Raw genomic sequence first — 23,372 nt, 5'->3', positions numbered from 1 at the left:
GTCGTTAACGATGACGTGGGTATCCTGATTCAACGTGGCGCTCTCAGGTTTTTCGCGAGCAAGCCCGCTCCCACATAAAGCGGCGGAGGCAGCTCCCTTTACTTACTTTGGGCTGGGCCGGCATTCCGGCTTTTCCAAAGTGACTCGCTGTAAGAGCGAAACCATAAGTCGCCGTTACCCAAATAACGGATATACCCCCCAAAAAAGCTACCCCCCACAATTCCCACCAATCACCTCCCCCGCAAACGCCTTACGCACAAACGGCGTCGAGTCCACGAGCGAACCATTGACCGTAGCGGAGTGATCCAGCTCAGGATAAAAATGCCATTCAATCCGGTCCCCGACCTTGCACGCATCCCTGACCAGCGCCTTTTGCCCAGGCACAAACACATCCTGATCCCGCCCCCCCGTACCGACAAAAACCGGAATATCCGTCTTCAACGTCGGATACGCCGACTCACGATAAACCTTGTCGAGCGCCTCTTTCGGCGACCGCTTGAAACTGTCATTGAAGCTGAGCCCATCAGCCATCACCCGCTGCTCAATGGCATGCAAACAATCCCGCCGGCTGCTCTCAAACGCAGGCACTGCACGCTCGCTCAAGTAATCCGCAGCCACAAACCCAGGATCAAACAACGTGACAGTACTCAGCCGCAGCAAGTTATAGGCAAAGGTCGGCACCACCGAACTGCGGGCCTTTTCCAACTCGGCACCGTCTCCCGTTTTATGGGCAGCCGCGTAAGGCGTACCGGTCGCCACCACCCCCACGATATCCAACTCGGGCGCATAGTCTTTCGCATAGACCGCCGTGGCAAACGCAGCACGGCCACCCTGTGACTGCCCAAACACCACCACACGTTTGGAGAGTTCGAAACCACCCGCCCCTACCGCGCGAATGCTGTCGAGCACCCCATAGGCCAGCGGACTGGTCAGCCCATACGGATGCAGGCCAGGCGTCCCAAGCCCCTGGTAATCGGTAGCGACAATCGCGTAGCCCTGAGCCAGCCAATAATTGAGATAGCGCGTATCCCGAGGGCTGCGACCGGCGAACGACGGCGCGCAGATATCGGCACTCCCCACCGTGCCGTGGGCCCACGCCATCAGCGGCCAGCCACCCGGTGGCGGTGTGCCCTTGGGCAGGAACAGCGCACCGGAAACGACAATCCGTTTATGGGTATCGAGACCGTCGGTGGACGTGTACAGGATGCGAATATTCTGCCCCGCCTCGGCCAGGCTTTGCTGTTCGGTCAACGGCTCGCTGCGCAGCATCCGCCCGGGTGACGCGGGCACCTTGTCCGCCCAGGTATAGAACACGGGAACACCACCATCACCGACGGGCGTTTGCGCAGCACTCACACCACTGCATCCCCCCAGCAACACCGCCAACGCAAGCGATAACCGACGCGACATCACCAGCCCTCTTTCAACATCCGCAATTCAAGGTACTGCAACAACATGATGGTCTTGCCGTCGACGATCTCGGCACTGTCCACCATACCCAGGGCCTCCTCGAATCCCAACTCCAGCACTTCGATATCCTCACCTTCATCCTCCAGCCCGCCGCCATCACTGACTCGGTCGCCAGGCTGATATTCGCCGATGAAAAAGTGAATGCGCTCGGTCACCGAGCCCGGGCTCATGAAGGCCGAATAGATCTTTTCTACATGACCCACACGGTAGCCCGTCTCTTCTTCCGCCTCCAGGCGAATGCGTTCCTCGGGGCTGGCATTGTCCAGCAGGCCGGCAGCAGACTCGATCAGGTAACCGTGGTAGCCGTTAACGTAGGTAGGCATGCGGAACTGGCGAATCAGCAACACCGTGCGCCGCTCGCGGTTGTACAGCAGGATCGTCGCGCCATTGCCCCGGTCATAGATCTCCCGGGTCTGGGACTGCCAACTGCCGTCGCGGCGGCGCAGGTCAAAGGTGTACTTTTTCAGCACATACCAATTATCCGAGAGCAGTTCTTCGGCGTGGATGCGGACGGGACTGTTTTCCATGGCAGGACCTTTTTGTCTTGTGTTATTCAGCATGTCGTGCAAAATCGTGCACAGTCAAGAAAAAACGTGCAGGAAGCTTCCGATGCTGACCCAACAACGTAAACAACACCTGCTGGATACGCTGCGCCGCGACGGCCGGCTGATTGCCAAGGAGTTGAGCCAGGCACTGGAGGTTTCCGAGGACACGATTCGGCGTGACCTGCGGGAAATGGCCAAGGAAGGTTTGCTGCTGCGGGTGCACGGCGGCGCCTTGCCGGCATCCCCCGCGATGGCTGATTTTTCGGTTCGGGAACACTTGGTACCCGAGGAAAAAATCGCCATTGGCCGGACGGCTGCGCAACTTGTGCAGCCCGGCCAGGTGGTGTTTATCGATGGCGGTACCACGTGCCTGCAACTGGCCCATCACTTGCCGGCGGACCTGAATGCCACCGTGGTCACCCACAGCCCGTCGATTGCCATGGCCCTGGTGGATCATCCGCAGATTGAAGTGATCATGCTCGGCGGGCGGCTGTTTCGCCACTCACTGGTGGGGGTGGGGGCGGCCACGCTGGAGGCTATCGGCCGGGTCAATGCCGACCTGTATTTCATGGGGGTGTGCAGCGTGCACCCGAATGCCGGCCTGTCTACCGGCGATTATGAAGAGGCAGTGGTCAAGCGCGCGTTGTGTCACGCGGCCGCAGAAACCATCGTGCTGGCCACCTCGGAAAAGCTCAACACCGCGTCGCCCTACCAGGTGGTGGAGCTGGCACACGTCAGCGCGATCGTCGCATTGGCCAGTACGCCGCGTGCCCTGCTGCAACCCTATGAAGCTCAGGGCCTGACGCTTTACCTGGCGTGACCGTCAACAGTCCTTGATGGCTTGCCATGACGCGGCGACTTGCACAGCGTCCGAGGCGTTGACCCGCGCCAGGTCAACCGGATACTCGACCCCCGGATTTTCCGCGAACCGCGTGGCGGTGAACTGGCCGTTGCTGGCACGCAGGATATAGCCGCTGTCCTGGCACGCTGCCGAAGCCAGGAAGATCACCCCAGGCGTGACCCATTCCGGCTTGAGGTTGTACGGCTCGCCGGTCACGCCCCACATGCGGGTCTTGGCCACAGGTGAAATGGCATTGACCAGGATCCCGGCCTCCGCCCCTTCCCCGCTCAAGGCATTCATGATCCCCAGTTGCGCCATCTTCCCCGCGCTGTAGGCCGCCAGGCCCGGCTGGACGTAGCGCGTGTACATCGCACGGTCGGAGGTGGTCAGCACAATGCGGGGTGCGGCAGATCGCGTGAGGTGCTGCCACGCGTGTTTGCACAGCCAGATCGGTGCATAGACATTGACGTCCATGGCCCGCCGGATGAAAGCCTCGTCGGCGGCCTCGATGGGCTGATAGCCGACCCAGCCAGCATTGTGGATCAGGATATCGAGCTGCCCGAAATGCGTGATGGCGCACTCGATCAGCGCTCGACACCCCGCTTCGCCGGACAGGTCACCCGCGTGGCCAACCACCCGCAGGCCTTCACCCTGCAGCGCCAGCGCGGCCGCCTGTACCACCTGGGGATCAGCCCCACCGCCGAGGGTGTCGGCACCGATATCACTGATTACCACCTGCGCGCCGAGTCGCGCCAACTCGCGCGCATAGCTGAACCCCAAGCCACGGGCGGCACCGGTCACGATTGCGGTTTTACCTGTAAAGTCCATCGTCGCGTTCTCCTGATAGGCACTCCACCCTAACAACCCGTGGCCGTCCTGTTTAATACTGAAAAACAGCGATATTGATACCTGCGCCGTATCAAGCCCCACACCGCCATCTACCTGAAGGAACAGCCCAGATGATCGAAACCCGCCTGTTGCGCCAGTTCGTTGCCGTTGCCGAAGCGCTGCACTTTCACCAGGCCGCGGAGCGCCTGCATATGGCGCAGCCAGCGTTGAGCCAGGCGATCAATCGCCTGGAGGCAAAGTTGGGGTTTGCCCTGCTGCAGCGTGACCGTCGTGGCGTGAAGCTGCTGCCAGCCGGGGCGGCGTTTCTTCAGACGGCCTACACCGTCCTCGGGCAATTGCAGCAAGGCATTGAGCAAGCCCGGCAGGTGTCCCAGGGAACCGCCGGCACGCTCACCATCACCTCGGTGTCGATCACCGGCTATCCGTGGTTGCTGGATACCCTCAGGCATTTTCGCCTGGCGTTCCCCAGGGTTCAGTTGGTGATCAAGGAAATGCCCTCTGCCAACCAGGCCAAGGCCTTGTTGAGTGGTGATACCGATATCGCTTTTTTGCGCTACCTGCCAGGCCAGGCAGATAACATCGAATCCCGGCTGCTGCTGGATGAACCGATCCTGCTGGCGCTGCCCGCAGACCATCCGAATGCGGATGACGCCGCTATCGAGCTGAAGGACTTTGCCGGCGCCGATTTTGTGTTCACGCCCCAGGCATTGGGCAGTGGCTATCACCACCAGTTGATCGCTTTATGCGAGGCCGCGGGCTTCTCTCCAAGAGTGGTCCAGGAAGCCGATCAATTACCCACCCTGATTGGCCTGGTGGCGTGCGGGTTTGGTGTGGCGCTGGTGCCGCAGTCCATTGCCCGTTCGATGCCCCGTGACAAAGTGGCGTTTGTGCCCCTCGCCGCCGCGCCCTCCAGCATCGGGCTCTACCTCAACTGGAACACCAGCCATTCTTCCCCCTTGGCCGGGCACTTCTTTTCTCTGCTGGACGAGGCGATGTAATACTTTGCAAGCAATGTCCGGTGACGACCGTCTGAATATTTCCTGCGCGGCCAGGGCATCTGTTAAAACCCGTGCTTCGCCTGTGTCCTGGAACCTTCATGTCTTCACGTTTTCTGTCCCGTCTCGGCCTGCGCTGGTTTCCCCTGCTGTGCATGGCCGCCCTGATCATCGGCCTGCCCGTGGGTTGCGCCGTGCTGCAACACAAGGAACGCGAGTTGCTGTTTCGCGTGGAGCCGGGCACTGCCAGCTGGTACAGCGGGTTGCCGCGTGATGTGCAGGAATTCGACCTGAAACCCGCGAGTTTCAAGGCAGGGCAGAATATTCATGGCTGGTGGTGGCCAGCGGCACAGAAGGACGCGCCGGCAATTCTCTACCTGCACGGCGTGCGCTGGAACCTCACTGGCCAACTGTTTCGCATCGAACAGCTGCGGGCCCTGGGTTTTTCCGTACTGGCCATCGACTACCGCGGCTTCGGCCAGAGTCGAGGCGACCTGCCGTCGGAAACCAGCGTGTACGAAGACGCGCGCATTGCCTGGGAACGCTTCCAGGTGCTGCAACCCGATCCTGCCAAGCGCCTCATCTACGGGCACTCCCTGGGTGGCGCGGTGGCCATCGACCTCGCGGTGGAACTGGGCAAGCAGGCAGCGAACAATCAGGTGCCGCCGCCAGTGCGCGGACTGGTCATCGAGTCCACCTTTACCTCCCTGGCAGATGTGGCCACGGCAGTAGCCAATACGTCATTGCCGGTGCGCTGGCTGCTGTCGCAGAAGTTCGATTCCATTGACAAGATCGCTGATATCCACATGCCGCTGCTGGTGGTTCACGGGCTCGCCGATGCCTTCGTGCCACCGCGCTTCAGCCAGCAACTGTTTGACGCCGCCCAACAGCCGAAACACCTGTTGCTGGTACCCGGTGCCACTCATAACGACAGCATGCGACTGGCCGGCAGCAGTTATCGCCAGGCGTTGGACAGCCTGATGCAATCGAAGCGCGCCACTCAGGTTGCCGGGCCCTCCACCGGGCGCCCAAACGACTCGTAAATCTGCATTTCGGCACCGGTTTCGCCGGTGCCTGTCAAGGCGCAAAGCCTGCCCATACTGGCCATAAACAGTGACTGATCAAATATTAACCGCAGGTTAAATCGCCATACCCGCCGGGCTCAAGCGAAGTTATCCACAGAGATACCCACGGTTTTCGTGGACAACTCTTTTTACTTTTTTACGATTATTTTGCTCGGTAATGCCCTGCTGGAAAGCTTGGCGGCAGCAAAATCTCCTGCATCACTTCGCGAATCGAAACATGGGGTTCGGTACCGGACCGGGTGTGGTTTTTCCATGGTGCTCAGCTCACTCGGCAGGGCATCACCGACACCCCAACCCATTGCGTTTGCGCCTAATGCTGATTAATCTCGCATAAACACGCATCAACGAGCAAAAACATGCATAACAGCCATGCTGCCATCGACCTGCCCTCCCTGCGCAAACAGAAAATCCTGTTGCTGCTGGAGCGCGACGGTAAAGTCACTGCCTCGGAGTTGGTGGAGCATTTCGCCGTTTCCCAGGACACCATTCGCCGCGACCTTGGCGAACTCGCCTCCGCCGGTCTGCTGCAACGCGTGCATGGAGGTGCGCTGCCACGGCCCAAGGACACCGGCAAGGATTTCTTCACCCGGTTTGGCGAAACCACCGCGACCAAACGCCACCTGGCGCAACTCGCCGCCGATCGCGTGGAGGACGGCCAGATCGTGCTGTTCGACTCCGGTACCACCACCCTGCAAATCGCCCAGTCACTACCGCATTCCATCAAGCTGACCGCCGTCACGCACTCACCGATGATTGCCATCGCGTTGTCCGAACATCCCAATGTGACGGTGATCCTTGCCGGTGGCCAACTCAGCCCGGTGACCATGGCCGCCAGCGGGCATGAAGCATTGCGGCTGATCCAGGGCATCAAGGCCGACCTGCTGTTCACGGGCGTGTGCGCACTGCATCCACAGGTCGGTATCAGCTCGTTGCACTTCGAGGAAGTGGCGGTGAAACAGGCTATGCTCGACAGCGCCTCCCACGTGGTGGCAGTCACCCTGGCCGACAAGCTGGGCGCCGTGGAGCCATTTGTGGTGGCACCGTGCAGCCGCATTCATACCCTGATTACCGAGTGGCACGTGCCGCCGGGCAGCGTCGAGGCTTATGAATGCCTGGGGCTGGAGGTGATGCAAGTGGATGCCTGAGGGGCAAGCATCGCTTGAAGGGCAAGCGCATCGACCAGCGCATGACCGCTGGCCGTATTATCGAAAATACACCAGGTCGGAATGCCCTCCTCCAGGGAGGCTCTCAATACCTCGGCCAGCGCGCACAAACGCTCGGTTTCGTAAGCGCTGTGATAGATACGCGGCGAACCATGCAGGCGCCAATAACGCACACCTTGCCAGCCTTTCGGTGCATCCCCATCAGCGATCACCGGCGGGTCGGCGGCGACCCGTCCTATCTGGTAATCCCGCAAAAGCCCGTCGGCCTGCACCCAGCTGGCGTGCCGTGGCTCAAGCACCACAGGCCCAGGGAAGCGTTGACGCAAGGCTGTGAAAAAGCCGCCGGCAATGATCGGGTCGTAGCTTAAAGAAGGCGGCAATTGCACCAGCAGGCAGCCCAGGCGGTCGCCCAATTGCAGGCACTGTGCAAGGAACTCATCCAATGCCGTATCGCAGTCACGCAGACGTAATTCATGGGTGATGTGCCGTGGCACCTTGACCGAAAAACCAAAGCCCGACGGCACTGACTGCGCCCATCGTGCGTAGGTCTGCGGGCGATGGGGGCGGTAGAAGGAGCTGTTGATTTCAACCGCATTCAAGCACGCGGCATAACGTTGCAGATGAGTGCCCTGCCGGGGAAATCTTGGCCATTGCTCACGAGGCAGGCTCCAACCTGCACAACCGAGAAAAATCGGCATCAGAACAACACCGACGCCGCATCCCTCATGAAAATCTCCACCGTCTTCGGCCCGACGCCCTCGAACGCATTCAAGCGTTTTTCAAACTCCCCACGGTCGGCACTGGCATCGTGGATATGGCTGATCTTGCCCGCGTACTCCGCATTCAACTTGCTGCTGAGGTCGAGCAGGCGTTGCGCGGTGCTTTCGTCGTAACGCACGTAATGCGCCTCACCGAGCATGGCCACCAGTTCGCGAGAGGTGCAGTGTTGCAGTTTGCGCGGGGTGTCCCGGCCATGCTTCACCACAATCACCTGATAGGCCTGCGCCGCGATCTGCGCCTGAATGCGCTTGCCCATCAGGAAGCTGGCGACAAACCACTTGAACAGTGCGTTGTCATCACCGGGCTTGAGCTCAATACCCAGTTCCCCGGCGCTGATGGATCGCCCCATGACTGCCTCCGTTCTTCACTGACCCAGCTTGCGCTCGGCCTTGGCAGCTTGCTCGTTGATCTGGTCGGTTTGCCGTTGTGTGTCCTTGATGGACGTCGGCGTGATCACCTTATCGATGGTTTCTGTCTTGGGATTGGGACGCTGTAAAGAGCTGTCCTGGTCGGCAGCCTGGCGACCTTTCTGCGCCTGTTCAGAGCTGATCGCATCAGGGGTTTTGTCGGCGGTTTTTTCAGTGCCCATGGGGATTCTCCTGCGGTTCAAAGGCCAGGCTCCAGCGCGGAGCCGTTATGCAGCAGAGCCCAAGGTTTTTCGATAGTTCAAGGAAATTGCCTCGGGTGCATGCACCGAAAAATAGAGCAAATTAATTTAAACCTTTTGCGCTGGGCCCCCCTCAACAGTCAGGTAACGGCATCGCGCCACTCTTCAGGAGAAGCATCATGAAGCACTTGCTGATGAAACAAATGGGACTGACCTTCGCGCTGGCCGCGGGCTCGATGGGTGTGGCCATGGCCGCCACTTCCAATGACTTCGTTGAGGCCGCAGCCCAGGGCGGCATCACCGAAGTAGAAGCCGGCAAACTGGCGCTGGAAAAGAGCGGTGCCGCTGATATCAAGGCGTTTGCCCAGCACATGATCACCGACCACACCAAGGCCAACCAGGAGCTGACGGCCCTGGCGACGAAGCTCGACATCAAGGTGCCCGACGATGCCAGCCTCACCGACAAGGCCAAGAAAATGATCCTGGAAATCCGTGAAGAGTCCTTTGACAAGGCTTACGCCGACAACCAGGTAAAGGCCCACGAAGACACCGTGGCCCTGTTCAAAAAAGAAGCCGCCTCCTCGGATAACGCCGAACTGAAGGCTTTTGCCGAGAAGACCCTGCCGACTCTCGAAACCCATCTGAAGATGGCCAAGGAGTTGCAGTCCCAGCACGCCAATTAATCATTGACCCACTCAGGAGACACTCGACCATGAGTTCGCAACTGCACGGCAAGAAGATTCTGATCATCACCTCCAACACCGGTATCGAGCGCGACGAGTTGCTCAAGCCGCTGGAAGCCCTGCGTGGTTTCGGCGCCACGGTGACCCACGGTTCCAGCAAAGGTGGCAGCACCCAGACCTTTCTCAAGGACACCGAGAAAGACAGGACGGTAGAGTCCGACGCCAAGCTCTCGGACCTGCACGGCAGTGACTTCGATGCACTGGTCATCCCCGGGGGCACCGTCAATGCCGACACCCTGCGCCAGGACGCCGATGCACTGCGGCTGATCAACGACTTCGTCAAGGCCGGGAAAACCGTAGCCGCCATCTGCCATGGCCCTTGGGCCCTGATTGATGCCGGCGTGATCGGCGGCAAGACCCTCACCTCCTACAAAAGCGTGCGCACTGACCTGGTCAATGCCGGCGCAGCAAACTGGGTGGATACGCAGGTGAAGGAATGCCCGGCCAATGGCTGGACCCTGATAACCTCGCGCACGCCCGACGATTTGCCGGCGTTCAACGAGGCCATTGCCAAGACACTGGCGGCCTGACGCCCGCCAATGCAAACAGGCGCCCTCGGGCGCCTGTTTTTTTCGATTCTGTCTTAGCCTTTGCCATGCTCAGTGGCATGTGTCGCCCGGTTCACACCCTTGGGTCCAAACAGCGCCCAGAGGATCAGCCCCAACAGCGGCATGAAGATCAGTACCACCAGCCATAAACCCTTGGTCTCCCAGCCACTGCCACTGCGCAGAACGCTGTTGATCGCCCACAGTTCCAGCAGCACCAGAATCACCGCCAAGCCAATCCAGACATATTCGATTTGCATGATTCATCCTCCTGAGGTCGTATGCGTTAGGTCAAGCAACGCGCCCGAGGGTTCATTAAAATTGCAACGGATGGCTCTCGCCCAACGGTTGCGGCACACGGGCCGTAACCTTCTAGACTCAAATGGACACTACCTTTTACCCCTCGGAGGCCCGGGATGACCGAGCACATCATCCACTTTCACTGCCAGATCGATCAGGGCACTACCGAGCGCTTTCGTGATTGCTGCCTGGACGCGATCGATCAAGGCGCCAGTTCGTTGCTGTTGAACCTGTCGACCACCGGCGGCAGCACCAATTTCGGTTTTACCCTCTACACCTTCCTCAAGTCCCTGCCGGTGCCGCTGTGTGCGATCAATGCGGGCAATATCGAGTCCATGGGCATCATCATGTTCCTGGCGGCAAACCGCCGGATCACCACGCCACACTCGCGCTTCCTGATCCATCCGATGAACTGGTATTTCAACCAGAACTCGGTAGACCACCAGCGCCTGCGGGAATACCTGTCGAGCCTGGACAACGACCTGGCGCGCTACGTGAAAATCTACGAACTGGAAACCGCCAGCGCCGAAACCCACCTGGATATTTTCAAGTGCCTCTCGGCCGAGGAAAAAGTCATCGCCGCCCACGAGTCACTGGCCTACGGGATTGCCCATGAGGTCGAGCAGATCGTGTTTGCCGACGACATCAAGCACTGGAAAGTCAGCGGCGGCTAGGCATTGTTTAATGCATGCAAGCCACCACTCGACCGTGCAACCTGCACGACCAGAGCCGCTTTTTATCACACATAACCTATTGTTTTATAAGCAGATAAATATTTTGTTCAACTTGGTACAACTCATGCTGTAGAGGTCTGCACAGGCGGGCAATTCGACCCGCCCTTTCGCTACCCGTGAGGTGTCACCCATGAATGCCATTGATCTTCTCAAGGCCGACCACGAACGCGTCAAAGCCATCCTGAATCAACTCAGTGAATCAACCGAGCGCGGCGTAAAGAAGCGCACTGAGCTCCTGGCCAAGCTGGAAATGGAAATCAGCCTCCACACCCGCCTTGAGGAAGAAATCCTCTACCCGGCTTTTCGCAAGGCCGGCGGCAAGGATCAGGAAATCATGTACCACGAGGCCAAGGAAGAACATCGCACTGTCGACTCCCTCGTCCTTCCGGACCTGAAGCAGACTTCGCCCTCCACCACCGAGTTTTCCGGCCGGGTGAAAGTCGTCAAGGAACTGTTGGAACACCACATCGAGGAAGAAGAAAGCGAGATGTTCCCGCAGGCCAGGAAGCTGCTGGGCAAGGCATTGCTGGAAGAGCTGGGCGCGGAGATGGAAGCGATGAAAGCCGCGCACAAGAAAGCACCCGGCGCGAAGCCAATGGCGGCTTGATGTCCATTCGTCGCATGCCTGGAAACTATTTCAAACTTTGAATTGGCTGGAGGATTCCCAATTAGGCAACACCATTGATTCGCTCATCATTGAGGGTTTTCAAAATGGCTAATAGTGGAAAAAATACCCCAGGTGCTGGTCACAAAGACCAGAAAGACACAAACCGTAAAAGCGGCGGCCAGGGTTCAGGCGGCAACTTCGCCAATGACCGCGAGAAGGCTTCTGAAGCGGGCAAAAAAGGCGGGGCTCATGGCCACGCCCCAGGCTCCAAGAAGTCTTGATTGAGGCGTCGCCGAAGCCCGGATGTGGCCGGGCTTCGGTCCCAATCGCCAAGAGGGATTGAGTCATGAAGACCAGCATTTCCCAAAGGATCGTACTCGCCGCCAGCTTGACGCTCGTTCTGTATGCCCCCGCCTACGCAGCCTTCGGCGACAACACTGCCCCCGAGGCGCCCGCCCTGAGCGGCAACAGCGCTCCTGGCTCGGCACTGCCGCCCGGCACCTATCCCAGCAGCCCGTCCGGGGCTGACAGCAGTGGCAACAAGGACGCTGAAACGAACGCACCTGCACCGTCTAAAACCGTGAAGAGCACGCGCCATAAAGGCACCTCGACCCAGCATCCCGGTACCAAGACCGGCAAAAAGGCCGTGCCAGAATCGGGCAGTTGACCGATTAGTTCTCGCTGGGGCCGCCGATAAAGTCCAGGCGCAGGTTCATCCACTGCCGAACGATTTCCCGGGCTGCTTGCCTGGCATCAGCAGCAGAGAAGCCGCGCTCGCGTTGCAGCCAGTCACTCGTCGCTTGCCGTGCGGGCTCAATGGCGGCCAGCGCTTGCTGGCGTTGCCTGGCAGGCCACTGTTTATCCGCGCCCCAGTTGCGCAGGGCTGATTCCGGGTCCTGGGCCTGCGCTGCGGTGCCTGGCTGGAGAAACAGCCGAGGCGACGCGGTGGCCTTGAGGGAAAGCGTGTTCCAGTCGGCGTAGCTGGCAAAGCGGATGGTGCCTTCGTTCTGCGATGCAGTGGACAAAGGCTCGGTAAACGAATCGTCCAGCCGCTTCCAGGCCGGCTGTGCAAACAGATCACCCTGAGGGGCACAAATCGGCGCAAAGCTGTCGCGGGTGGAGCCGTACAACGACCCGAACGACTCATACGCGACCTCACCCTGCCGGCTGAAAACGAAACAGTGCACATACGGGCGTTGGTCGGCGTACATCTCATACTGTTGGCGCTCGATCATCATGCGCAGCAAGGTCAACATCACCCGGTCACGGCTGACAGCAGGATCATTCTGCAGGTCCTGCCAGATCGACCAGGGAAAACTGTCTTCCTTGAGTGCTATGAGAACCTGCTTGCGATTCTCCTCTGCCTCATTCTCCGTAACGCCACTGTCAGGTTCAAAACGCTGCAGGTAGACCAGCCAGGCGGCGGCCAGATCGTTCATCGGGTAGCGCCGAAGCCCTTCAGCTGCCTGGGCCGGATGGTACGGAATACTGGCAATGATTGCGTCAAGGGCTGCGGTGTCTTTGTGGGTGATGGTTCCCACCTCGACCACTCTCTGGCTCAGTTGGGATTGCAGGCAGCCGGGCAATTGTTCGGGGGTACCGGCACATGCGTTGCGAGTCTGCAACCACGTGCGCTGGCCACGGCGCAATTCGTCGCGCTGGTCGGGTGCCAGTTTGGCCATTGCCTGGCTGTAGTACAGGCCCAGCGTAGTGTCGAGTTCGCTTAATTCAGGGCTGGCGCAAATAGCCTTTTCCACCGTGGTGGAGGCCTTTTTACAATCAAAGGACGCGCCACTGGCAGGCATCCCCGCGCCCATCAGCACGCCAGTGAGCAACAACATTGGATAGGCAGAATGAATACGGCGGGCCATGGCTTTCCTAGGGTGAGTTCCTTTCAAGGCGCTTATTGTGCCGACGCGATTGCCAATGTCCAGTCTGTCGGCACTGTCCTACGAAGCACTCGCCATGGAAGGGCGATCACTTGCCAGCTCACGCTCAATCTGTTCGATGCTCGGCAGGCTGGTTTGCAGCTCTGCAGGCAGTGATTCCACCAGTTGATACTCGGCAACACCAATGGGGCGCGAACTGTCACGCAGGGCGTATTCGGCCACTACTTCGTTCTTGCTCTTGCACAGCAGCAGGCCGATGGTGGGGCTGTCCTGTGGGTGCTTGAGCTGGGCGTCTACCGCCGCGAGGTAAAAGCCCAACTGCCCCAGATGGTCGGGTTTGAATTTGCCGGCCTTGAGTTCGATGACCACGTAGCACCTCAGCTTGAGGTGATAAAACAGCAGGTCGACGAAAAACTCCTCGCCTCCCACGTCCAGCAACACCTGCCGACCCACGAAGGCAAAACCGGCGCCCAGCTCCAGGAGAAAATCGGTGACATGTTTGACCAGGGCGTTTTCGATTTCACGTTCCTGCGCGTCAAGGGTCAGGCCGAGGAAGTCGAAACGGTAAGGATCCTTAAGCGATTCGCGAGCCAGGTCGGATTGCGCCTTGGGCAGCAGCCCCTCGAAGTTGCTGACCGCATTGCCGCTGCGCTCCAGCAGGCGACCCTCGATTTGCATCACCAGGATGTTGCGCGACCAGTTGTGCTCGATGGCCTGGGCAATGTACCAGCGACGGGTTTCGGGCCCGGGCAGCCTGTCCAGCAACACCAGGTTATGGCCCCAGGGCAATTGTGCAGCAGCCTGTTGCACAAATTCGGAGTCCGGCCACGCCTCCGCAAATGCGCGCATGTACTTCAGGTTACGCGGCGAGAAACCCTTCATTTCCGGAAACGCCGAACGCAAATCCTGCGCCAGCCGCTCAATCACCTTGCTCCCCCAGCCCTGCCGCGCTTGCCGGGTCAGAATATCCTGGCCGATTTGCCAGTACAGCAACACCAGCTCGCGGTTTACCGCCAGGGTGGCGCGTTGCTGGGCGGAGTGGATTCGCCCCTTGAGGTCGGTCAGCCAGTCGCTGTATCCCTCGGGTGGTGTGGTCAGGCTATCGGGGGTCTCACGCATTCCTTTCTCCCTCATGGGTTCGGCAGGCGGTCGATGGTAGCGAGGGGACAATCCGGAATGGGCCAGCAGAATGCTTTCGATACAAATCAACGGGAACCGTACCTTCACGCGGATCAAGGGGTGCCCCAACGTGCGTGCTGTGGTCAAATGGCCCAGTCACTTCCACGGTTATTCCCGATCTATGAACGCCACACCCACCGACGACAGCCAGGCATCCACCGGGGACCGCATCCTGTTCCTGCTCAAGACCCGTGGCCCACTGAAAACCACGGACCTGGCTGCGCTGCTGGACATCACCTCCGAAGCCGCCCGCCAGCAAATCCAGAAGTTGCAGGTCGCGGAGTTGATCGTCGGCGTATCAGCCCCCATCTCGGGTGCCGGTCGGCCATCCTTGAAGTGGACCCTGACCGAGACCGCCCAGAGCAAATTCCCGGATTCCCATAGCGTGCTGACCTTGCACCTGATCGAGTCCATCGAAGGGATTTTTGGCAGTGAAGGCGTGGAAAAAGTCATCGCCAGCATGGAGGCGACCGCCAAGCACGAATACATCCAGGCCTGCTCCGCCGCATCGAGCTTGCAGGAGAAAGTCGCGATCCTGGTGCAGATTCGTGAGCGCGCCGGGTACATGGCGCAGATGGAGCCGCTGGGCGAAGGCTGGCTACTGGTGGAAAACCACTGCCCGATCTGCGTGGCCGCCCGCAAATGCCAGGGTTTCTGCCGCTCGGAGTTGCAGATTTTCCAGGCTGCGCTGGGCGATGAGAATGTGGTGGAACGCTGCGAGCATTTGATCTCTGGGGATCGACGCTGCGCCTACAGCATCCAGCCCCGCCACCCGTAAGAAAGAGGCTGCGATGGGCTGCGCAGCAACCGTAATTCCAGCGCCGCAGTGTCCCGGATACACCAACGGTTCAGGACTCACCATTGCTGCGCAGTCCATCGCAGCCTCAGGCCGAAGTCAGGCCCATTGCAGGTTGAACAGAGCGAACGCCAACAGCGCCCAGATCGCCAGCACCAAGTGCGTCAGTTGCAAGCCCTCCTGGCGAATCCAGTAGCCAAACCACAAGCCACCCAGCAGCATCGCGAAAACGAAAGCCGAGAAGCCGCTGAGGGCGAGATTGAGCCATGGCCGCGCGGCCGAGAGGCCATCACCGAGGACCAACTGGTAGCTGCCGGTCCATGCCGCCACTGCCGCGATCACTTGCAGCGCCAACACAATCAACAGTGCCAATTGATGCAGGTGCGAAGAACGCACAGCGCGCCTCAACAGGGGTATGTCGATGGCCGGAGCCTGGTGCAGTGGCGCCATGGCCATGGTCGCGCCCACCGCACCGACCGAGCTGCGAAAGGCCTGCAAGTTGTTGATAACGGCGAGGGTCAGCCAGACACTCAAACCCAGGGCCTGAGTGATAAGGAACAGCCCTGCAGTACCTCCCGGCAACCATAGCTCGACGCTCATCCAAACCTCCTTGTCTACTGTAGGGCAAATCAGGCTCTTGGCATATAACCAAGAATACACTTGGATAATACGGTGAGCGCTTTAACTTACACAAGGCAAACTTTTAGATCCGGCAACCGTTGTTGCCCAGTGGATCGAGCGGAACCTCAAGGCACCGGCAACCACCCGCTGAACCTTCCCTGGCTATCCAGCGCGCACCAGGCGAAATCTCCGGGCAGCGGCGGCAAGTTCTGCAGCGGTACGCCGCTGCCCTGCTTCCAGTCCACCACTTGCAGGGATGAACCTTGCCAGGCCAGGACCAGGCCCCGGGCCTGGCTGGTGTCATCGCTGACCCAACGGGCTGCCGCCGCCGTCATGAACGCTTCGATGGGTTCTTCATCGATCTGCGTGCGATACACCGAACCGAGCAGCCAACGGCACACGTTTACATGGTAGGTCCAGTCCAGGGAGGGACGGTTGCGGTAAGCCCAGGTCATGAAGCTGCGAAACAGGTTCAAGCCCTCCGGCGGGTCGAGCTTGAGCAAACCGGGGCAGATGTCGAACAAGGTGTGCCAGTACGGCAGTAACCGTGCATCCAGGTGGACGAAACAGCGGGCGTTACTCGGGTATTCGACAGACGGCAACAACACATCGCCGCGCGAAGGACGGCGCGGCGCCTTGCTGACCAGACGGGCAGCGCCGGAAGGCAGGATAGAGCTCATGGAACGCACTCACACTCGTGACGATAGAACGCCTCCTGGTATCAGGAAGCCCGGGGCACACGTCAGAATGCAGGGGAAGCGCGAGGGTTGGCCGAAGGCCAGGAATACCGCGGAGGGGCCTTGTTGCGCCGCTCATGGGCCGGGCGCGGCTTTTGCCCCAGGCCCAACAGCCAGGCCAGGCAAAACAGGAAGACGATGCCCAGGGTCACGGCGGAGCACACCGGGCAGGCGAAGAAGTTCGACCAGCTGCTGGCCGTCGGATTGCCCAGGCCGGCATCCGAGGCCGGCGCCTTGGTACCCAGGCTTGAGCAGAACTGACCGCCCAGGCCATTGAGCTCAAGCCCCATCATCTGCCCATGGCCCAAACCGCAGACGAACACATTGAACAGGACGCAAAAATACAGGGTCCAGGCAATGAGTGAACGGTCCGGGCGGGAGAGTTTCATGGCGGCGACTTTACCATTCCCCCTGTAGGAACTGTCGAGCTTTAGCGAGGCTGCGATGCAGACGCCACGGTCTTGCAGGAATACCGAGGCGATCCCTTCGCAGCCTCGCTCAAGCTCGACAGCTCCCACATTTGGTCTTGCTCGGCAGGGCCTGTGACAGAACGTCGCAGATTACGCCCAGAGGCCCGGGTTGTTAGAATGCCACGCTCTCCTCGCCTGATTTAACGCTTCGTGGTACCCAGGCGCTTCACAGGATGCACAGTTGATGAGTACGTTATTCACCCGCCGCAAAGTCCTCTCCGGCATGGGATTGCTGGGCCTGGGCCTGCTGGCCGGCTGTGACAACAGCCCGAAACTGAACTTCAAGTACGGCAAGGATCTGAGCGACAAGATCATGGGCCGCACCTTCAAGCTCAAGAACACTGACGGCGAGACCGTCACCTTGAGTTCCTTCCGTGGCTTGATGCCAGTGGTGTTCTTCGGCTTCACCCAGTGCCCGGCCGTGTGCCCGACCACACTGGCGCGCATGGCCCAGGCGAAAAAACTGATGGGCCGCGACGGCAAGATCATGCAGGTGGTGTTTATCACCCTGGATCCCGAACGCGACACGCCCAAGATACTCGACGCCTACGTCAAGGCCTTCGACCCCAGCTTCCAGGCGCTGTATGGCACCCCGGAAGAAATCGCCGTGGCCGCCAAGGAATTCGGGATCTTTTATGAAAAGATCCCCGCCGGCGACAGCTACACCCTCTCCCACACCGCCACCAGCTTTGTGTTCGACACCCGGGGCACCCTGCGCCTGGGCTTGTCTGCCTCGCTTAACGCCAAAGAGTGCGCAGAAGACCTGCTCACCGTCATGGAGGTCTGCTAATGACTGCCGTTCAACACCTCAAGCGCTTCGCCCTCGGTCTCTCCCTGCTCGGCCTCGCCGCCCACGCCAGTGCACAGGCAGTGGTCACCGACGCCTGGGTACGCGCTTCGGTACCGGGCCAGCCGTCCAGCGGTGCGTTCATGACCGTCACCGCCGACAGCGACAGCAAACTGCTCAGCGTGGCTTCGCCGGTCGCCAAGACCGTGCAGATCCATGAGATGACCATGAAGGACGACGTGATGCGCATGGGCCCGGTGGATTCGGTGCCATTGCCCGCGGGCAAGGCGGTCAAGCTCGACCCGGATGGCTATCACGTGATGCTGATCGACCTCACCGCCCAGATCAAGGAGGGCGACCAGGTGCCGCTGACCGTCACCGTGGAAAATGCCAAGGGTGAAAAGCAGTCGATCGAAGTGAAGGCCCAAGCCCGTGCGTTGAATGCGACGGAAACCATGGATCACAGCAAGATGCACTAAAGCGCAGATCAAAATGTGGGAGCGGGCTTGTGTGGGAGCGGGCTTGCTCGCGAATGCGGTGTGACAGTCACCGGATACATCGACTGATCCACCGCTTTCGCGAGCAAGCCCGCTCCCACATTTAGATTTGTTGCGCCTTCAGATCAGCCTTCTTCCAGCCACAACCGCAACGGCTTGCCATCCGCCGGCCAGAAGCGGGTCTGTTCGATCGGCGAAATGTCCCAGCGCTGCACGCCCTGCAGGGCCTGGAAGAAGCGGTGCTCCTGCTCCATCAGCGCTTCGGCGCAGAGTTTGCGGGTGCTGCCGACCTTGCCGAAGCTCAGCTTGTCGCCGTCCAGGGTGTAGGGCGCAAACCAATGGTTGCAGCCACCGTTGCCATAGGCCCGGCCATCGGCGCCGAGGGTCACGGTCAGGTGGGCGTAATCCATCAGCGGCCGCTCACCGATCCATTCCACCACGTAGCTGTGATCCTGCTTGAGCTTGACCTCGTCGCTGGCGCAGCCCGCCAGGCCTGCGCCGAGCACGGCCAGCATCAGCAGGGCTTTCATTGCGCGGCCTGCTGGCATTTCGGGCAGCGGTGCTTGTCACCCAGGGTGGCCCAGCCCAACTCGGTAACCCGTGCAGTGGCGGCCGGTTGCAGCGGCTCCTTGGTCAGCTTGGTTTCCACCGCGAATTCAAACTCCAGCACGTTGTCGCAGCTGTCGCAGTTGACCTTCCAGGTGTGAATCTCCAGTTCGCCGAATTTCGGCCCCTGGGCCATGGCGACCCACTGGCCCGCCGGGCGGATGGAGTAGCGCGCATCGCCTTCGACGGTCAGGCGCATCGACAGGGTTTTGCTGCCGCGCAGGGTGACGATCAGAACGTCGCCGTTCTTGATCGAGCCACCGTTGCCGGTGACTTGATAACGGCCCGGCACCAGGGCCCGGCATTCGATCAGGGTGTGTTGCGGGCTCAGCAAGCTGAAGCGGAAATCGTGTTCGGCCATGGATCCTCCAAATAGGCGCGGCATCCTATCATGCGCCGCTACCCATCATGGCGCGGCTATGTGACCGCTGATCATCCTTCGACGAGGTTTTGCGCCTGTCCGCCGGCCCACGCCGCGATGTTGGCCAGGGTGGTGCCGGCAATCGCCCCCAGCGCCTCGCGGGTCAGGAAGGCCTGGTGCGCGGTGATGATCACATTGGGGAAGGTCAGCAGGCGCGCCAATACGTCGTCTTGCAGGGGCAGGTCCGAGCGGTCTTCGAAAAACAGCTGGGCCTCTTCTTCATACACATCCAGCCCCAGATAGCCTAGCTGGCCGTCCTTGAGCGCGTCGATCAGCGCCGGGGTGTCCACCAGGCCGCCGCGCCCGGTGTTAATGAGCATCGCGCCGGGCTGCATATGGGCGAGGCTTTGGGCGTTGATCAGGTGTTTGCTGTCCGCCGTCAGCGGGCAATGCAGGCTGATGACCTGTGACTCGCCCAGCAACTGCGGCAGGCTCACATACCGGGCGCCAAGGGCCTCGACCTGCGGATTGGGGTAGGGATCGTACGCCAGCAGCTGGCAGCCGAAGCCGGCCATGATCTTGGCGAATGTGGCGCCGATCTGCCCGGTGCCGACCACGCCGACGGTCTTGCCCACCAGGTCGAACCCGGTCAGGCCGTGCAGGCTGAAGTCACCGTCGCGGGTGCGGTTGTAGGCACGGTGCAGGCGGCGATTGAGGGCCAGGATCAACGCGACCGCATGTTCGGCCACCGCATGGGGCGAGTAGGCCGGCACCCGCACGATGGTCAGGCCCAGGCGCTTGGCGGCGGGCAGGTCGACATGGTTGTAACCGGCGGAACGCAGGGCGATCAGGCGGGTGCCGCCGCTGGCCAACTGCTCCAGCACCGGGGCGCTGAGGTCATCGTTGATAAAGGCGCAGACCACTTCGTGGTGTTCGGCCAGGGCCACGGTGTCGAGGTTCAGCCGGGCCGGCTGGAATTGCAGCTGCATGCCTTCGGGCAGCGGTTGGGCGAGAAAGCTGTCGCGGTCGTAGGTCTGGCTGCTGAAGAGGATGATGCGCATCAAATATTCCTTCTTGATGATGGAAAGCTGATTTTGTGGCGAGGGGGCTTGTCTGTGGTGAGGAAGCTTACTGTGGCGAGGAGCTTGCTGTGGCGAGGGAGCTTGCTCCCGCTGGGCTGCGCAGCGGCCCCAAAATCCTGGGAGCGCTTCGCACTCCAGCGGGAGCAAGCTCCCTCGCCACAGCAAGCCTCCCTCGCCACATTGCCCCGAAAGTTTACGCGCTGACTCGCGCCTCGCTGGCCAGCCGGGCAATCGCCATGTCCAGTTCATCCAGGGCCGGCATGGCCTTGGCGTCGTCCTGCTTGAGCAGGGTCTCGGCCCGTTGGCAGGCCGCACGCAGTTGCGGCACGCCGCAATACCGGGTGGCGCCGTGCAGGCGGTGCACCCGTTCGATCAGGGCGTTGCGGTCATTGGCGTCACGGGCGACGCGAATCGCTTCACGGTCCGCTTCCAGCGAGGCCAGCAGCATCGCGAGCATGTCTGCCGCCAGATCCGCCTTGCCGGCCGCCAGGCGCAAACCTTCTTCATGGTCCAGCACCGGCAATTGCGTGGCATGCCCGAAACTTTCGGTGCCACGGTCCGGGCCCTGGTTGCGCAGGGCCAGCCCGGTCCATTTCAACACCACCTGGGCCAGTTGCCGTTCGCTGATGGGTTTGGTCAGGTAATCATCCATGCCGCTTTGCAGCAGGGCGCGTTTTTCGTTGGCCATCGCATGGGCCGTCAGCGCGACGATGGGCAGCGGTGTGCCATGGCGTTCGCTTTCCCACGTGCGGATTGCCTCGGTGCTCTGGCGACCGTCCATCCCCGGCATCTGCACGTCCATCAGCACCAGGTCGAAGGCTTCCTGCTTCACTGCCTCGATGGCCGAGTAACCGCTTTCCACCGCCTGGACCTTGGCGCCCATGTCTTCCAGCAGGGTTTGCACCAGCAGCAGGTTGGCCGGGTTGTCGTCGACACACAGCACCCGCGGCGCGCGGCTGGACAGGGGCTCGCCGGGTTCGCTGCGCAGCGGGCGCGGGCTGATCAGGTCGGCCAGGGCGCGACGCAGTTTGCGGGTGCACGCGGGCTTGGCCTGCAACTGGCTGTTGGGGTTGGGCACCGAGGGGTTGAACAGCAGCTGTTCGGTGGTCGGGCACAACACCAGTACCTTGCAGCCCAGGTGTTCGAGGTCCCACAGGTGCTGGTTCAAACGCTCCGGCGGAATGTCGTTGGCGGTGATGCCCAGCACGGCCAGGTCAATCGCCTGTTCGGTCTGGTGGGCGCTGGTGATGCCGTTGGTCAGGCTTTCCAGGCTGTTGAACGGGGTGACTTCCAGGCCGCAGTCTTCCAGCTGATGTTGCAGGGCCTGGCGCGCCAGCTCGTGGTTTTCCAGCACCGCCACGCGCCGGCCCAGCAGCGGCGCGGAGGGCAGGTCTTCGATATCGTCACGGGTTTTCGGCAGGTTCAGGCTGATCCAGAATTCCGAGCCTTCTCCCGGCGTGCTGTCGACGCCGATCTCACCGCCCATCTGTTCGATCAGGCGCTTGGAAATCACCAGCCCAAGGCCGGTCCCGCCGGGTTGGCGTGACAGCGAATTGTCCGCCTGGCTGAACGCCTGGAACAGCGCCCGCACATCCTGGTTCGACAGGCCGATGCCGGTGTCCTGCACGCTGATGCGCAGTTGCACGCTGTCTTCCTGTTCGTCTTCAATCATGGCGCGGGCAACGATGGTGCCTTCGCGGGTGAACTTGATCGCGTTGCTCACAAGGTTCGTGAGGATCTGCTTGAGCCGTAGCGGGTCACCCACCAAGGCGAGCGGCGTGTCGCGGTAGACCAGGCTCACCAGCTCCAGCTGTTTGGCGTGGGCGGCCGGGGCGAGGATGGTCAGGGTGTCTTGCAGCAAGTCCCGCAGGTTGAACGGGATGCTGTCGAGCACCAGCTTGCCGGCCTCGATTTTCGAGAAGTCGAGGATTTCGTTGATGATGCCCAGCAGGTTATCGGCGGATTTTTCGATGGTGCCCAGGTAATCCAGCTGGCGCGGTGACAGTTCGCTTTTCTGCAACAAATGGGTGAAACCAAGGATGCCGTTCAACGGCGTGCGGATCTCATGGCTCATGTTGGCCAGAAACTCCGACTTGATGCGGCTGGCTTCCAGGGCTTCCTTGCGGGCCAGGTCCAACTCGATGTTCTGGATCTCGATGGTTTCGAGGTTTTGCCGCACGTCTTCGGTGGCCTGGTCGATGCTGTGTTGCAATTCTTCCTGGGCGTTTTGCAGGGTCTCGGCCATGCGGTTGATGCCCGAGGCCAGGTGATCCAGCTCCTGGCTGCCCAGGGGTGGCAAGCGGGTTTCGAGATTGCCGTCCTTGAGTTGCGCGACGGCCTGTTTGATCAGGCCGATCGGTGAGTTGATCGTACGGCTGATGCGCAAGGCGAGGGCTGCCGTGCAGATCAGGCCGATGGCGATCAGCAGCAGGCTCGCGAATAGGCTGCGGTAGCCACGCAGCAACATGCCGTTGTGGGACAGTTCCAGCTCGACCCAGCCGAGCAGGCGGTCGGATTCATCCGGGATCAGTTCACCGGCGAGGTTGCGATGGCGGCCGAACACCGGCAGCAGATAACGGGTGGCGTCATTGCCGGTGCGCTGCAACAGGTGCGAACTGTTGCCGATGGGCGGCTGGTTGAGCATGGTCGGCCCGGCGTGGGCCAGGGGCGTGCGGTCGGGCCCGAGGAACGACACGGCGCGCACATCGGTTTGTTCCAGGGACTGGGTGGCGATGCGTTCCAGCAGGTCGGTGTTCCTGGTGCCGAGGGCCGGGGCCACCAGCGGCGCCAGTTGCTCGGCGATCATCTCGCCGCGTTGCAGCAACTGCGACTGCAACTCCGAAAGCTGCATCCAGGTGAAATACCCGCCCAGCAGCAACGCCATCAGGCTGGTAGGCAATAAGGTCAGCAACAGTACGCGGCCTTTTATCCCCATTCTTTTAAGCACGCCACTCTCCTGCTACCACACTGTTGTCGAATTCCACGCAGGCATCCGGCCCGCGCCACCTGCGCAGTGTAGCCATTTGCGCGGCGGGGAATCTTGCAAAATTAATGACCTGAGGCAAACCTTGGGCCGCCGGACG

28 protein-coding genes and 1 pseudogene are annotated in these 23,372 nt (G+C 60.8%); 13 read left to right on the top strand and 16 right to left on the bottom strand.

Annotation, left to right across the window (positions count from 1 at the left end):
- Nucleotides 1-207 precede the first annotated feature (207 nt).
- On the bottom strand, nt 208-1,410 hold the full coding sequence (locus A462_RS16910) for a lipase family protein (protein WP_032899353.1): 1,203 nt from the start codon (nt 1,408-1,410) through the stop codon (nt 208-210).
- On the bottom strand, nt 1,410-1,997 hold the full coding sequence (gene nudK / locus A462_RS16915) for a GDP-mannose pyrophosphatase NudK (protein WP_003207421.1): 588 nt from the start codon (nt 1,995-1,997) through the stop codon (nt 1,410-1,412). Before nudK ends, A462_RS16910 begins: the two co-directional genes overlap by 1 nt.
- An 82-nt stretch (nt 1,998-2,079) precedes the next feature.
- Here nudK and A462_RS16920 point away from each other — a divergent pair, with 82 nt between their 5' ends.
- Complete coding sequence (locus A462_RS16920; protein ID WP_003207418.1) at nt 2,080-2,835, top strand: DeoR/GlpR family DNA-binding transcription regulator; 756 nt, start codon at nt 2,080-2,082, stop codon at nt 2,833-2,835.
- 3 nt (nt 2,836-2,838) lie between these two features.
- Here A462_RS16920 and A462_RS16925 read toward each other — a convergent pair whose 3' ends face one another.
- Nucleotides 2,839-3,684 carry an SDR family NAD(P)-dependent oxidoreductase gene (locus tag A462_RS16925; RefSeq protein ID WP_008435025.1) on the bottom strand — a complete coding sequence of 282 codons (846 nt, stop codon included), beginning with the start codon at nt 3,682-3,684 and terminating at the stop codon, nt 2,839-2,841.
- Nucleotides 3,685-3,815: 131 nt separating this feature from the next.
- On the opposite strand from A462_RS16925, the gene A462_RS16930 reads away from it, so the two are divergent.
- The 3 genes from A462_RS16930 (at nt 3,816) to A462_RS16940 (ending at nt 6,930) form a co-directional block, all read left to right on the top strand.
- Nucleotides 3,816-4,703 carry a LysR family transcriptional regulator gene (locus A462_RS16930; protein ID WP_008435023.1) on the top strand — a complete coding sequence of 296 codons (888 nt, stop codon included), beginning with the start codon at nt 3,816-3,818 and terminating at the stop codon, nt 4,701-4,703.
- Between the two features lie 98 nt (nt 4,704-4,801).
- Nucleotides 4,802-5,743: an alpha/beta hydrolase gene (locus tag A462_RS16935; protein ID WP_003207412.1), complete on the top strand. Its 942-nt coding sequence runs from the start codon at nt 4,802-4,804 to the stop codon at nt 5,741-5,743.
- A 398-nt stretch (nt 5,744-6,141) separates the two neighbouring features.
- Nucleotides 6,142-6,930 carry a DeoR/GlpR family DNA-binding transcription regulator gene (locus A462_RS16940; protein ID WP_008435020.1) on the top strand — a complete coding sequence of 263 codons (789 nt, stop codon included), beginning with the start codon at nt 6,142-6,144 and terminating at the stop codon, nt 6,928-6,930.
- Here the strand turns inward: A462_RS16940 and A462_RS0132460 are convergent.
- From A462_RS0132460 to A462_RS16950, 3 genes are read right to left on the bottom strand one after another with little or no spacing between them, the layout of a single operon-like run.
- The gene (locus A462_RS0132460) at nt 6,888-7,646 is read right to left on the bottom strand and encodes a DUF72 domain-containing protein (protein WP_032899350.1); all 759 of its coding nucleotides are present in this window, start codon (nt 7,644-7,646) and stop codon (nt 6,888-6,890) included. The two genes, A462_RS16940 and A462_RS0132460, sit on opposite strands and share 43 nt — an antisense overlap.
- Nucleotides 7,646-8,077, bottom strand: a complete 432-nt coding sequence (locus A462_RS16945) for a hypothetical protein (protein ID WP_008435015.1) — start codon at nt 8,075-8,077, stop codon at nt 7,646-7,648. Before A462_RS16945 ends, A462_RS0132460 begins: the two co-directional genes overlap by 1 nt.
- Before the next feature lie 15 nt (nt 8,078-8,092).
- Nucleotides 8,093-8,317, bottom strand: coding sequence for a hypothetical protein (locus tag A462_RS16950; protein WP_008435013.1), 225 nt, complete (start codon nt 8,315-8,317; stop codon nt 8,093-8,095).
- A 197-nt stretch (nt 8,318-8,514) separates the two neighbouring features.
- Between A462_RS16950 and A462_RS16955 the strand changes: the two genes are divergently transcribed.
- Nucleotides 8,515-9,018, top strand: a complete 504-nt coding sequence (locus tag A462_RS16955; RefSeq protein WP_008435012.1) for a DUF4142 domain-containing protein — start codon at nt 8,515-8,517, stop codon at nt 9,016-9,018.
- A gap of 29 nt (nt 9,019-9,047) precedes the next feature.
- Nucleotides 9,048-9,608 (top strand): type 1 glutamine amidotransferase domain-containing protein, encoded by a 561-nt coding sequence (locus A462_RS16960; RefSeq protein ID WP_003207402.1) that lies wholly within the window; start codon nt 9,048-9,050, stop codon nt 9,606-9,608.
- A gap of 53 nt (nt 9,609-9,661) precedes the next feature.
- Here A462_RS16960 and A462_RS16965 read toward each other — a convergent pair whose 3' ends face one another.
- Nucleotides 9,662-9,883, bottom strand: a complete 222-nt coding sequence (locus A462_RS16965) for a PLD nuclease N-terminal domain-containing protein (RefSeq protein WP_003207401.1) — start codon at nt 9,881-9,883, stop codon at nt 9,662-9,664.
- A gap of 156 nt (nt 9,884-10,039) precedes the next feature.
- Between A462_RS16965 and A462_RS16970 the strand changes: the two genes are divergently transcribed.
- The 4 genes and pseudogenes from A462_RS16970 to A462_RS16980 all read left to right on the top strand — a co-directional run bounded on the left by A462_RS16970 (nt 10,040) and on the right by A462_RS16980 (nt 11,931).
- The gene (locus tag A462_RS16970; protein ID WP_008435011.1) at nt 10,040-10,597 is read left to right on the top strand and encodes an ATP-dependent Clp protease proteolytic subunit; all 558 of its coding nucleotides are present in this window, start codon (nt 10,040-10,042) and stop codon (nt 10,595-10,597) included.
- Between the two features lie 190 nt (nt 10,598-10,787).
- Nucleotides 10,788-11,264: a hemerythrin domain-containing protein gene (locus A462_RS16975; RefSeq protein ID WP_008435010.1), complete on the top strand. Its 477-nt coding sequence runs from the start codon at nt 10,788-10,790 to the stop codon at nt 11,262-11,264.
- A 167-nt stretch (nt 11,265-11,431) separates the two neighbouring features.
- Nucleotides 11,432-11,545 (top strand): annotated as a pseudogene (locus tag A462_RS34875) (general stress protein); the annotation flags it as partial.
- A 65-nt stretch (nt 11,546-11,610) separates the two neighbouring features.
- Nucleotides 11,611-11,931, top strand: a complete 321-nt coding sequence (locus A462_RS16980) for a hypothetical protein (RefSeq protein ID WP_008435009.1) — start codon at nt 11,611-11,613, stop codon at nt 11,929-11,931.
- Nucleotides 11,932-11,935: 4 nt separating this feature from the next.
- Here the strand turns inward: A462_RS16980 and A462_RS16985 are convergent, their stop codons facing one another.
- Both A462_RS16985 and A462_RS16990 read right to left on the bottom strand, forming a co-directional pair.
- Complete coding sequence (locus A462_RS16985) at nt 11,936-13,135, bottom strand: lysozyme inhibitor LprI family protein (RefSeq protein WP_008435008.1); 1,200 nt, start codon at nt 13,133-13,135, stop codon at nt 11,936-11,938.
- A gap of 78 nt (nt 13,136-13,213) precedes the next feature.
- Nucleotides 13,214-14,272: a PDDEXK nuclease domain-containing protein gene (locus tag A462_RS16990; protein WP_008435007.1), complete on the bottom strand. Its 1,059-nt coding sequence runs from the start codon at nt 14,270-14,272 to the stop codon at nt 13,214-13,216.
- A gap of 181 nt (nt 14,273-14,453) precedes the next feature.
- Between A462_RS16990 and A462_RS16995 the strand changes: the two genes are divergently transcribed.
- Complete coding sequence (locus A462_RS16995; RefSeq protein WP_008435004.1) at nt 14,454-15,110, top strand: helix-turn-helix transcriptional regulator; 657 nt, start codon at nt 14,454-14,456, stop codon at nt 15,108-15,110.
- Between the two features lie 117 nt (nt 15,111-15,227).
- On the opposite strand, the gene A462_RS17000 is transcribed toward A462_RS16995, so the two are convergent.
- From A462_RS17000 to A462_RS17010, 3 genes are all read right to left on the bottom strand, one after another.
- The gene (locus tag A462_RS17000) at nt 15,228-15,728 is read right to left on the bottom strand and encodes a DUF2165 family protein (protein ID WP_008435002.1); all 501 of its coding nucleotides are present in this window, start codon (nt 15,726-15,728) and stop codon (nt 15,228-15,230) included.
- Nucleotides 15,729-15,874: 146 nt separating this feature from the next.
- Nucleotides 15,875-16,429: a putative natural product biosynthesis protein gene (locus tag A462_RS17005; protein ID WP_008435000.1), complete on the bottom strand. Its 555-nt coding sequence runs from the start codon at nt 16,427-16,429 to the stop codon at nt 15,875-15,877.
- A 62-nt stretch (nt 16,430-16,491) separates the two neighbouring features.
- Nucleotides 16,492-16,875 (bottom strand): DUF2946 domain-containing protein, encoded by a 384-nt coding sequence (locus A462_RS17010; protein ID WP_003207359.1) that lies wholly within the window; start codon nt 16,873-16,875, stop codon nt 16,492-16,494.
- Nucleotides 16,876-17,140: 265 nt separating this feature from the next.
- Between A462_RS17010 and A462_RS17015 the strand changes: the two genes are divergently transcribed.
- Both A462_RS17015 and A462_RS17020 read left to right on the top strand, forming a co-directional pair.
- Complete coding sequence (locus A462_RS17015; RefSeq protein WP_003207358.1) at nt 17,141-17,746, top strand: SCO family protein; 606 nt, start codon at nt 17,141-17,143, stop codon at nt 17,744-17,746.
- Nucleotides 17,746-18,222, top strand: coding sequence for a copper chaperone PCu(A)C (locus tag A462_RS17020; RefSeq protein ID WP_003207356.1), 477 nt, complete (start codon nt 17,746-17,748; stop codon nt 18,220-18,222). Before A462_RS17015 ends, A462_RS17020 begins: the two co-directional genes overlap by 1 nt.
- A 143-nt stretch (nt 18,223-18,365) precedes the next feature.
- Here the strand turns inward: A462_RS17020 and A462_RS17025 are convergent, their stop codons facing one another.
- From A462_RS17025 to A462_RS17040, 4 genes are all read right to left on the bottom strand, one after another.
- Nucleotides 18,366-18,770: an META domain-containing protein gene (locus tag A462_RS17025; protein ID WP_004371380.1), complete on the bottom strand. Its 405-nt coding sequence runs from the start codon at nt 18,768-18,770 to the stop codon at nt 18,366-18,368.
- Entirely contained in the window at nt 18,767-19,207 is a 441-nt protein-coding gene (locus A462_RS17030) for a hypothetical protein (RefSeq protein WP_004371378.1), read from the bottom strand. The genes A462_RS17025 and A462_RS17030 overlap by 4 nt, the downstream gene beginning before the upstream one ends.
- 71 nt (nt 19,208-19,278) lie before the next feature.
- A complete protein-coding gene (locus tag A462_RS17035) occupies nt 19,279-20,268 on the bottom strand; it encodes a 2-hydroxyacid dehydrogenase (RefSeq protein ID WP_008434996.1) in 990 nt (329 codons plus the stop codon).
- Between the two features lie 214 nt (nt 20,269-20,482).
- The gene (locus A462_RS17040; protein ID WP_008434994.1) at nt 20,483-23,236 is read right to left on the bottom strand and encodes a response regulator; all 2,754 of its coding nucleotides are present in this window, start codon (nt 23,234-23,236) and stop codon (nt 20,483-20,485) included.
- Nucleotides 23,237-23,372 lie beyond the last annotated feature (136 nt).

Origin of the sequence: Pseudomonas sp. Ag1 (genome assembly GCF_000278565.1) — a bacterium.
Classification (GTDB): domain Bacteria; phylum Pseudomonadota; class Gammaproteobacteria; order Pseudomonadales; family Pseudomonadaceae; genus Aquipseudomonas.
The sequence above is the reverse complement of the archived record's forward strand: the minus strand, read 5'-3'. Positions and strand labels throughout refer to the sequence as shown.

What these genes read in the sequence shown, in the direction of transcription:
- A462_RS16910 (WP_032899353.1), bottom strand. Translation starts at nt 1,410, where the DNA reads ATGTCGCGTCGGTTATCGCTTGCGTTGGCGGTGTTGCTGGGGGGATGC.
- nudK (WP_003207421.1), bottom strand. Translation starts at nt 1,997, where the DNA reads ATGGAAAACAGTCCCGTCCGCATCCACGCCGAAGAACTGCTCTCGGAT.
- A462_RS16920 (WP_003207418.1), top strand. Translation starts at nt 2,080, where the DNA reads ATGCTGACCCAACAACGTAAACAACACCTGCTGGATACGCTGCGCCGC.
- A462_RS16925 (WP_008435025.1), bottom strand. Translation starts at nt 3,684, where the DNA reads ATGGACTTTACAGGTAAAACCGCAATCGTGACCGGTGCCGCCCGTGGC.
- A462_RS16930 (WP_008435023.1), top strand. Translation starts at nt 3,816, where the DNA reads ATGATCGAAACCCGCCTGTTGCGCCAGTTCGTTGCCGTTGCCGAAGCG.
- A462_RS16935 (WP_003207412.1), top strand. Translation starts at nt 4,802, where the DNA reads ATGTCTTCACGTTTTCTGTCCCGTCTCGGCCTGCGCTGGTTTCCCCTG.
- A462_RS16940 (WP_008435020.1), top strand. Translation starts at nt 6,142, where the DNA reads ATGCATAACAGCCATGCTGCCATCGACCTGCCCTCCCTGCGCAAACAG.
- A462_RS0132460 (WP_032899350.1), bottom strand. Translation starts at nt 7,646, where the DNA reads ATGCCGATTTTTCTCGGTTGTGCAGGTTGGAGCCTGCCTCGTGAGCAA.
- A462_RS16945 (WP_008435015.1), bottom strand. Translation starts at nt 8,077, where the DNA reads ATGGGGCGATCCATCAGCGCCGGGGAACTGGGTATTGAGCTCAAGCCC.
- A462_RS16950 (WP_008435013.1), bottom strand. Translation starts at nt 8,317, where the DNA reads ATGGGCACTGAAAAAACCGCCGACAAAACCCCTGATGCGATCAGCTCT.
- A462_RS16955 (WP_008435012.1), top strand. Translation starts at nt 8,515, where the DNA reads ATGAAGCACTTGCTGATGAAACAAATGGGACTGACCTTCGCGCTGGCC.
- A462_RS16960 (WP_003207402.1), top strand. Translation starts at nt 9,048, where the DNA reads ATGAGTTCGCAACTGCACGGCAAGAAGATTCTGATCATCACCTCCAAC.
- A462_RS16965 (WP_003207401.1), bottom strand. Translation starts at nt 9,883, where the DNA reads ATGCAAATCGAATATGTCTGGATTGGCTTGGCGGTGATTCTGGTGCTG.
- A462_RS16970 (WP_008435011.1), top strand. Translation starts at nt 10,040, where the DNA reads ATGACCGAGCACATCATCCACTTTCACTGCCAGATCGATCAGGGCACT.
- A462_RS16975 (WP_008435010.1), top strand. Translation starts at nt 10,788, where the DNA reads ATGAATGCCATTGATCTTCTCAAGGCCGACCACGAACGCGTCAAAGCC.
- A462_RS16980 (WP_008435009.1), top strand. Translation starts at nt 11,611, where the DNA reads ATGAAGACCAGCATTTCCCAAAGGATCGTACTCGCCGCCAGCTTGACG.
- A462_RS16985 (WP_008435008.1), bottom strand. Translation starts at nt 13,135, where the DNA reads ATGGCCCGCCGTATTCATTCTGCCTATCCAATGTTGTTGCTCACTGGC.
- A462_RS16990 (WP_008435007.1), bottom strand. Translation starts at nt 14,272, where the DNA reads ATGCGTGAGACCCCCGATAGCCTGACCACACCACCCGAGGGATACAGC.
- A462_RS16995 (WP_008435004.1), top strand. Translation starts at nt 14,454, where the DNA reads ATGAACGCCACACCCACCGACGACAGCCAGGCATCCACCGGGGACCGC.
- A462_RS17000 (WP_008435002.1), bottom strand. Translation starts at nt 15,728, where the DNA reads ATGAGCGTCGAGCTATGGTTGCCGGGAGGTACTGCAGGGCTGTTCCTT.
- A462_RS17005 (WP_008435000.1), bottom strand. Translation starts at nt 16,429, where the DNA reads ATGAGCTCTATCCTGCCTTCCGGCGCTGCCCGTCTGGTCAGCAAGGCG.
- A462_RS17010 (WP_003207359.1), bottom strand. Translation starts at nt 16,875, where the DNA reads ATGAAACTCTCCCGCCCGGACCGTTCACTCATTGCCTGGACCCTGTAT.
- A462_RS17015 (WP_003207358.1), top strand. Translation starts at nt 17,141, where the DNA reads ATGAGTACGTTATTCACCCGCCGCAAAGTCCTCTCCGGCATGGGATTG.
- A462_RS17020 (WP_003207356.1), top strand. Translation starts at nt 17,746, where the DNA reads ATGACTGCCGTTCAACACCTCAAGCGCTTCGCCCTCGGTCTCTCCCTG.
- A462_RS17025 (WP_004371380.1), bottom strand. Translation starts at nt 18,770, where the DNA reads ATGAAAGCCCTGCTGATGCTGGCCGTGCTCGGCGCAGGCCTGGCGGGC.
- A462_RS17030 (WP_004371378.1), bottom strand. Translation starts at nt 19,207, where the DNA reads ATGGCCGAACACGATTTCCGCTTCAGCTTGCTGAGCCCGCAACACACC.
- A462_RS17035 (WP_008434996.1), bottom strand. Translation starts at nt 20,268, where the DNA reads ATGCGCATCATCCTCTTCAGCAGCCAGACCTACGACCGCGACAGCTTT.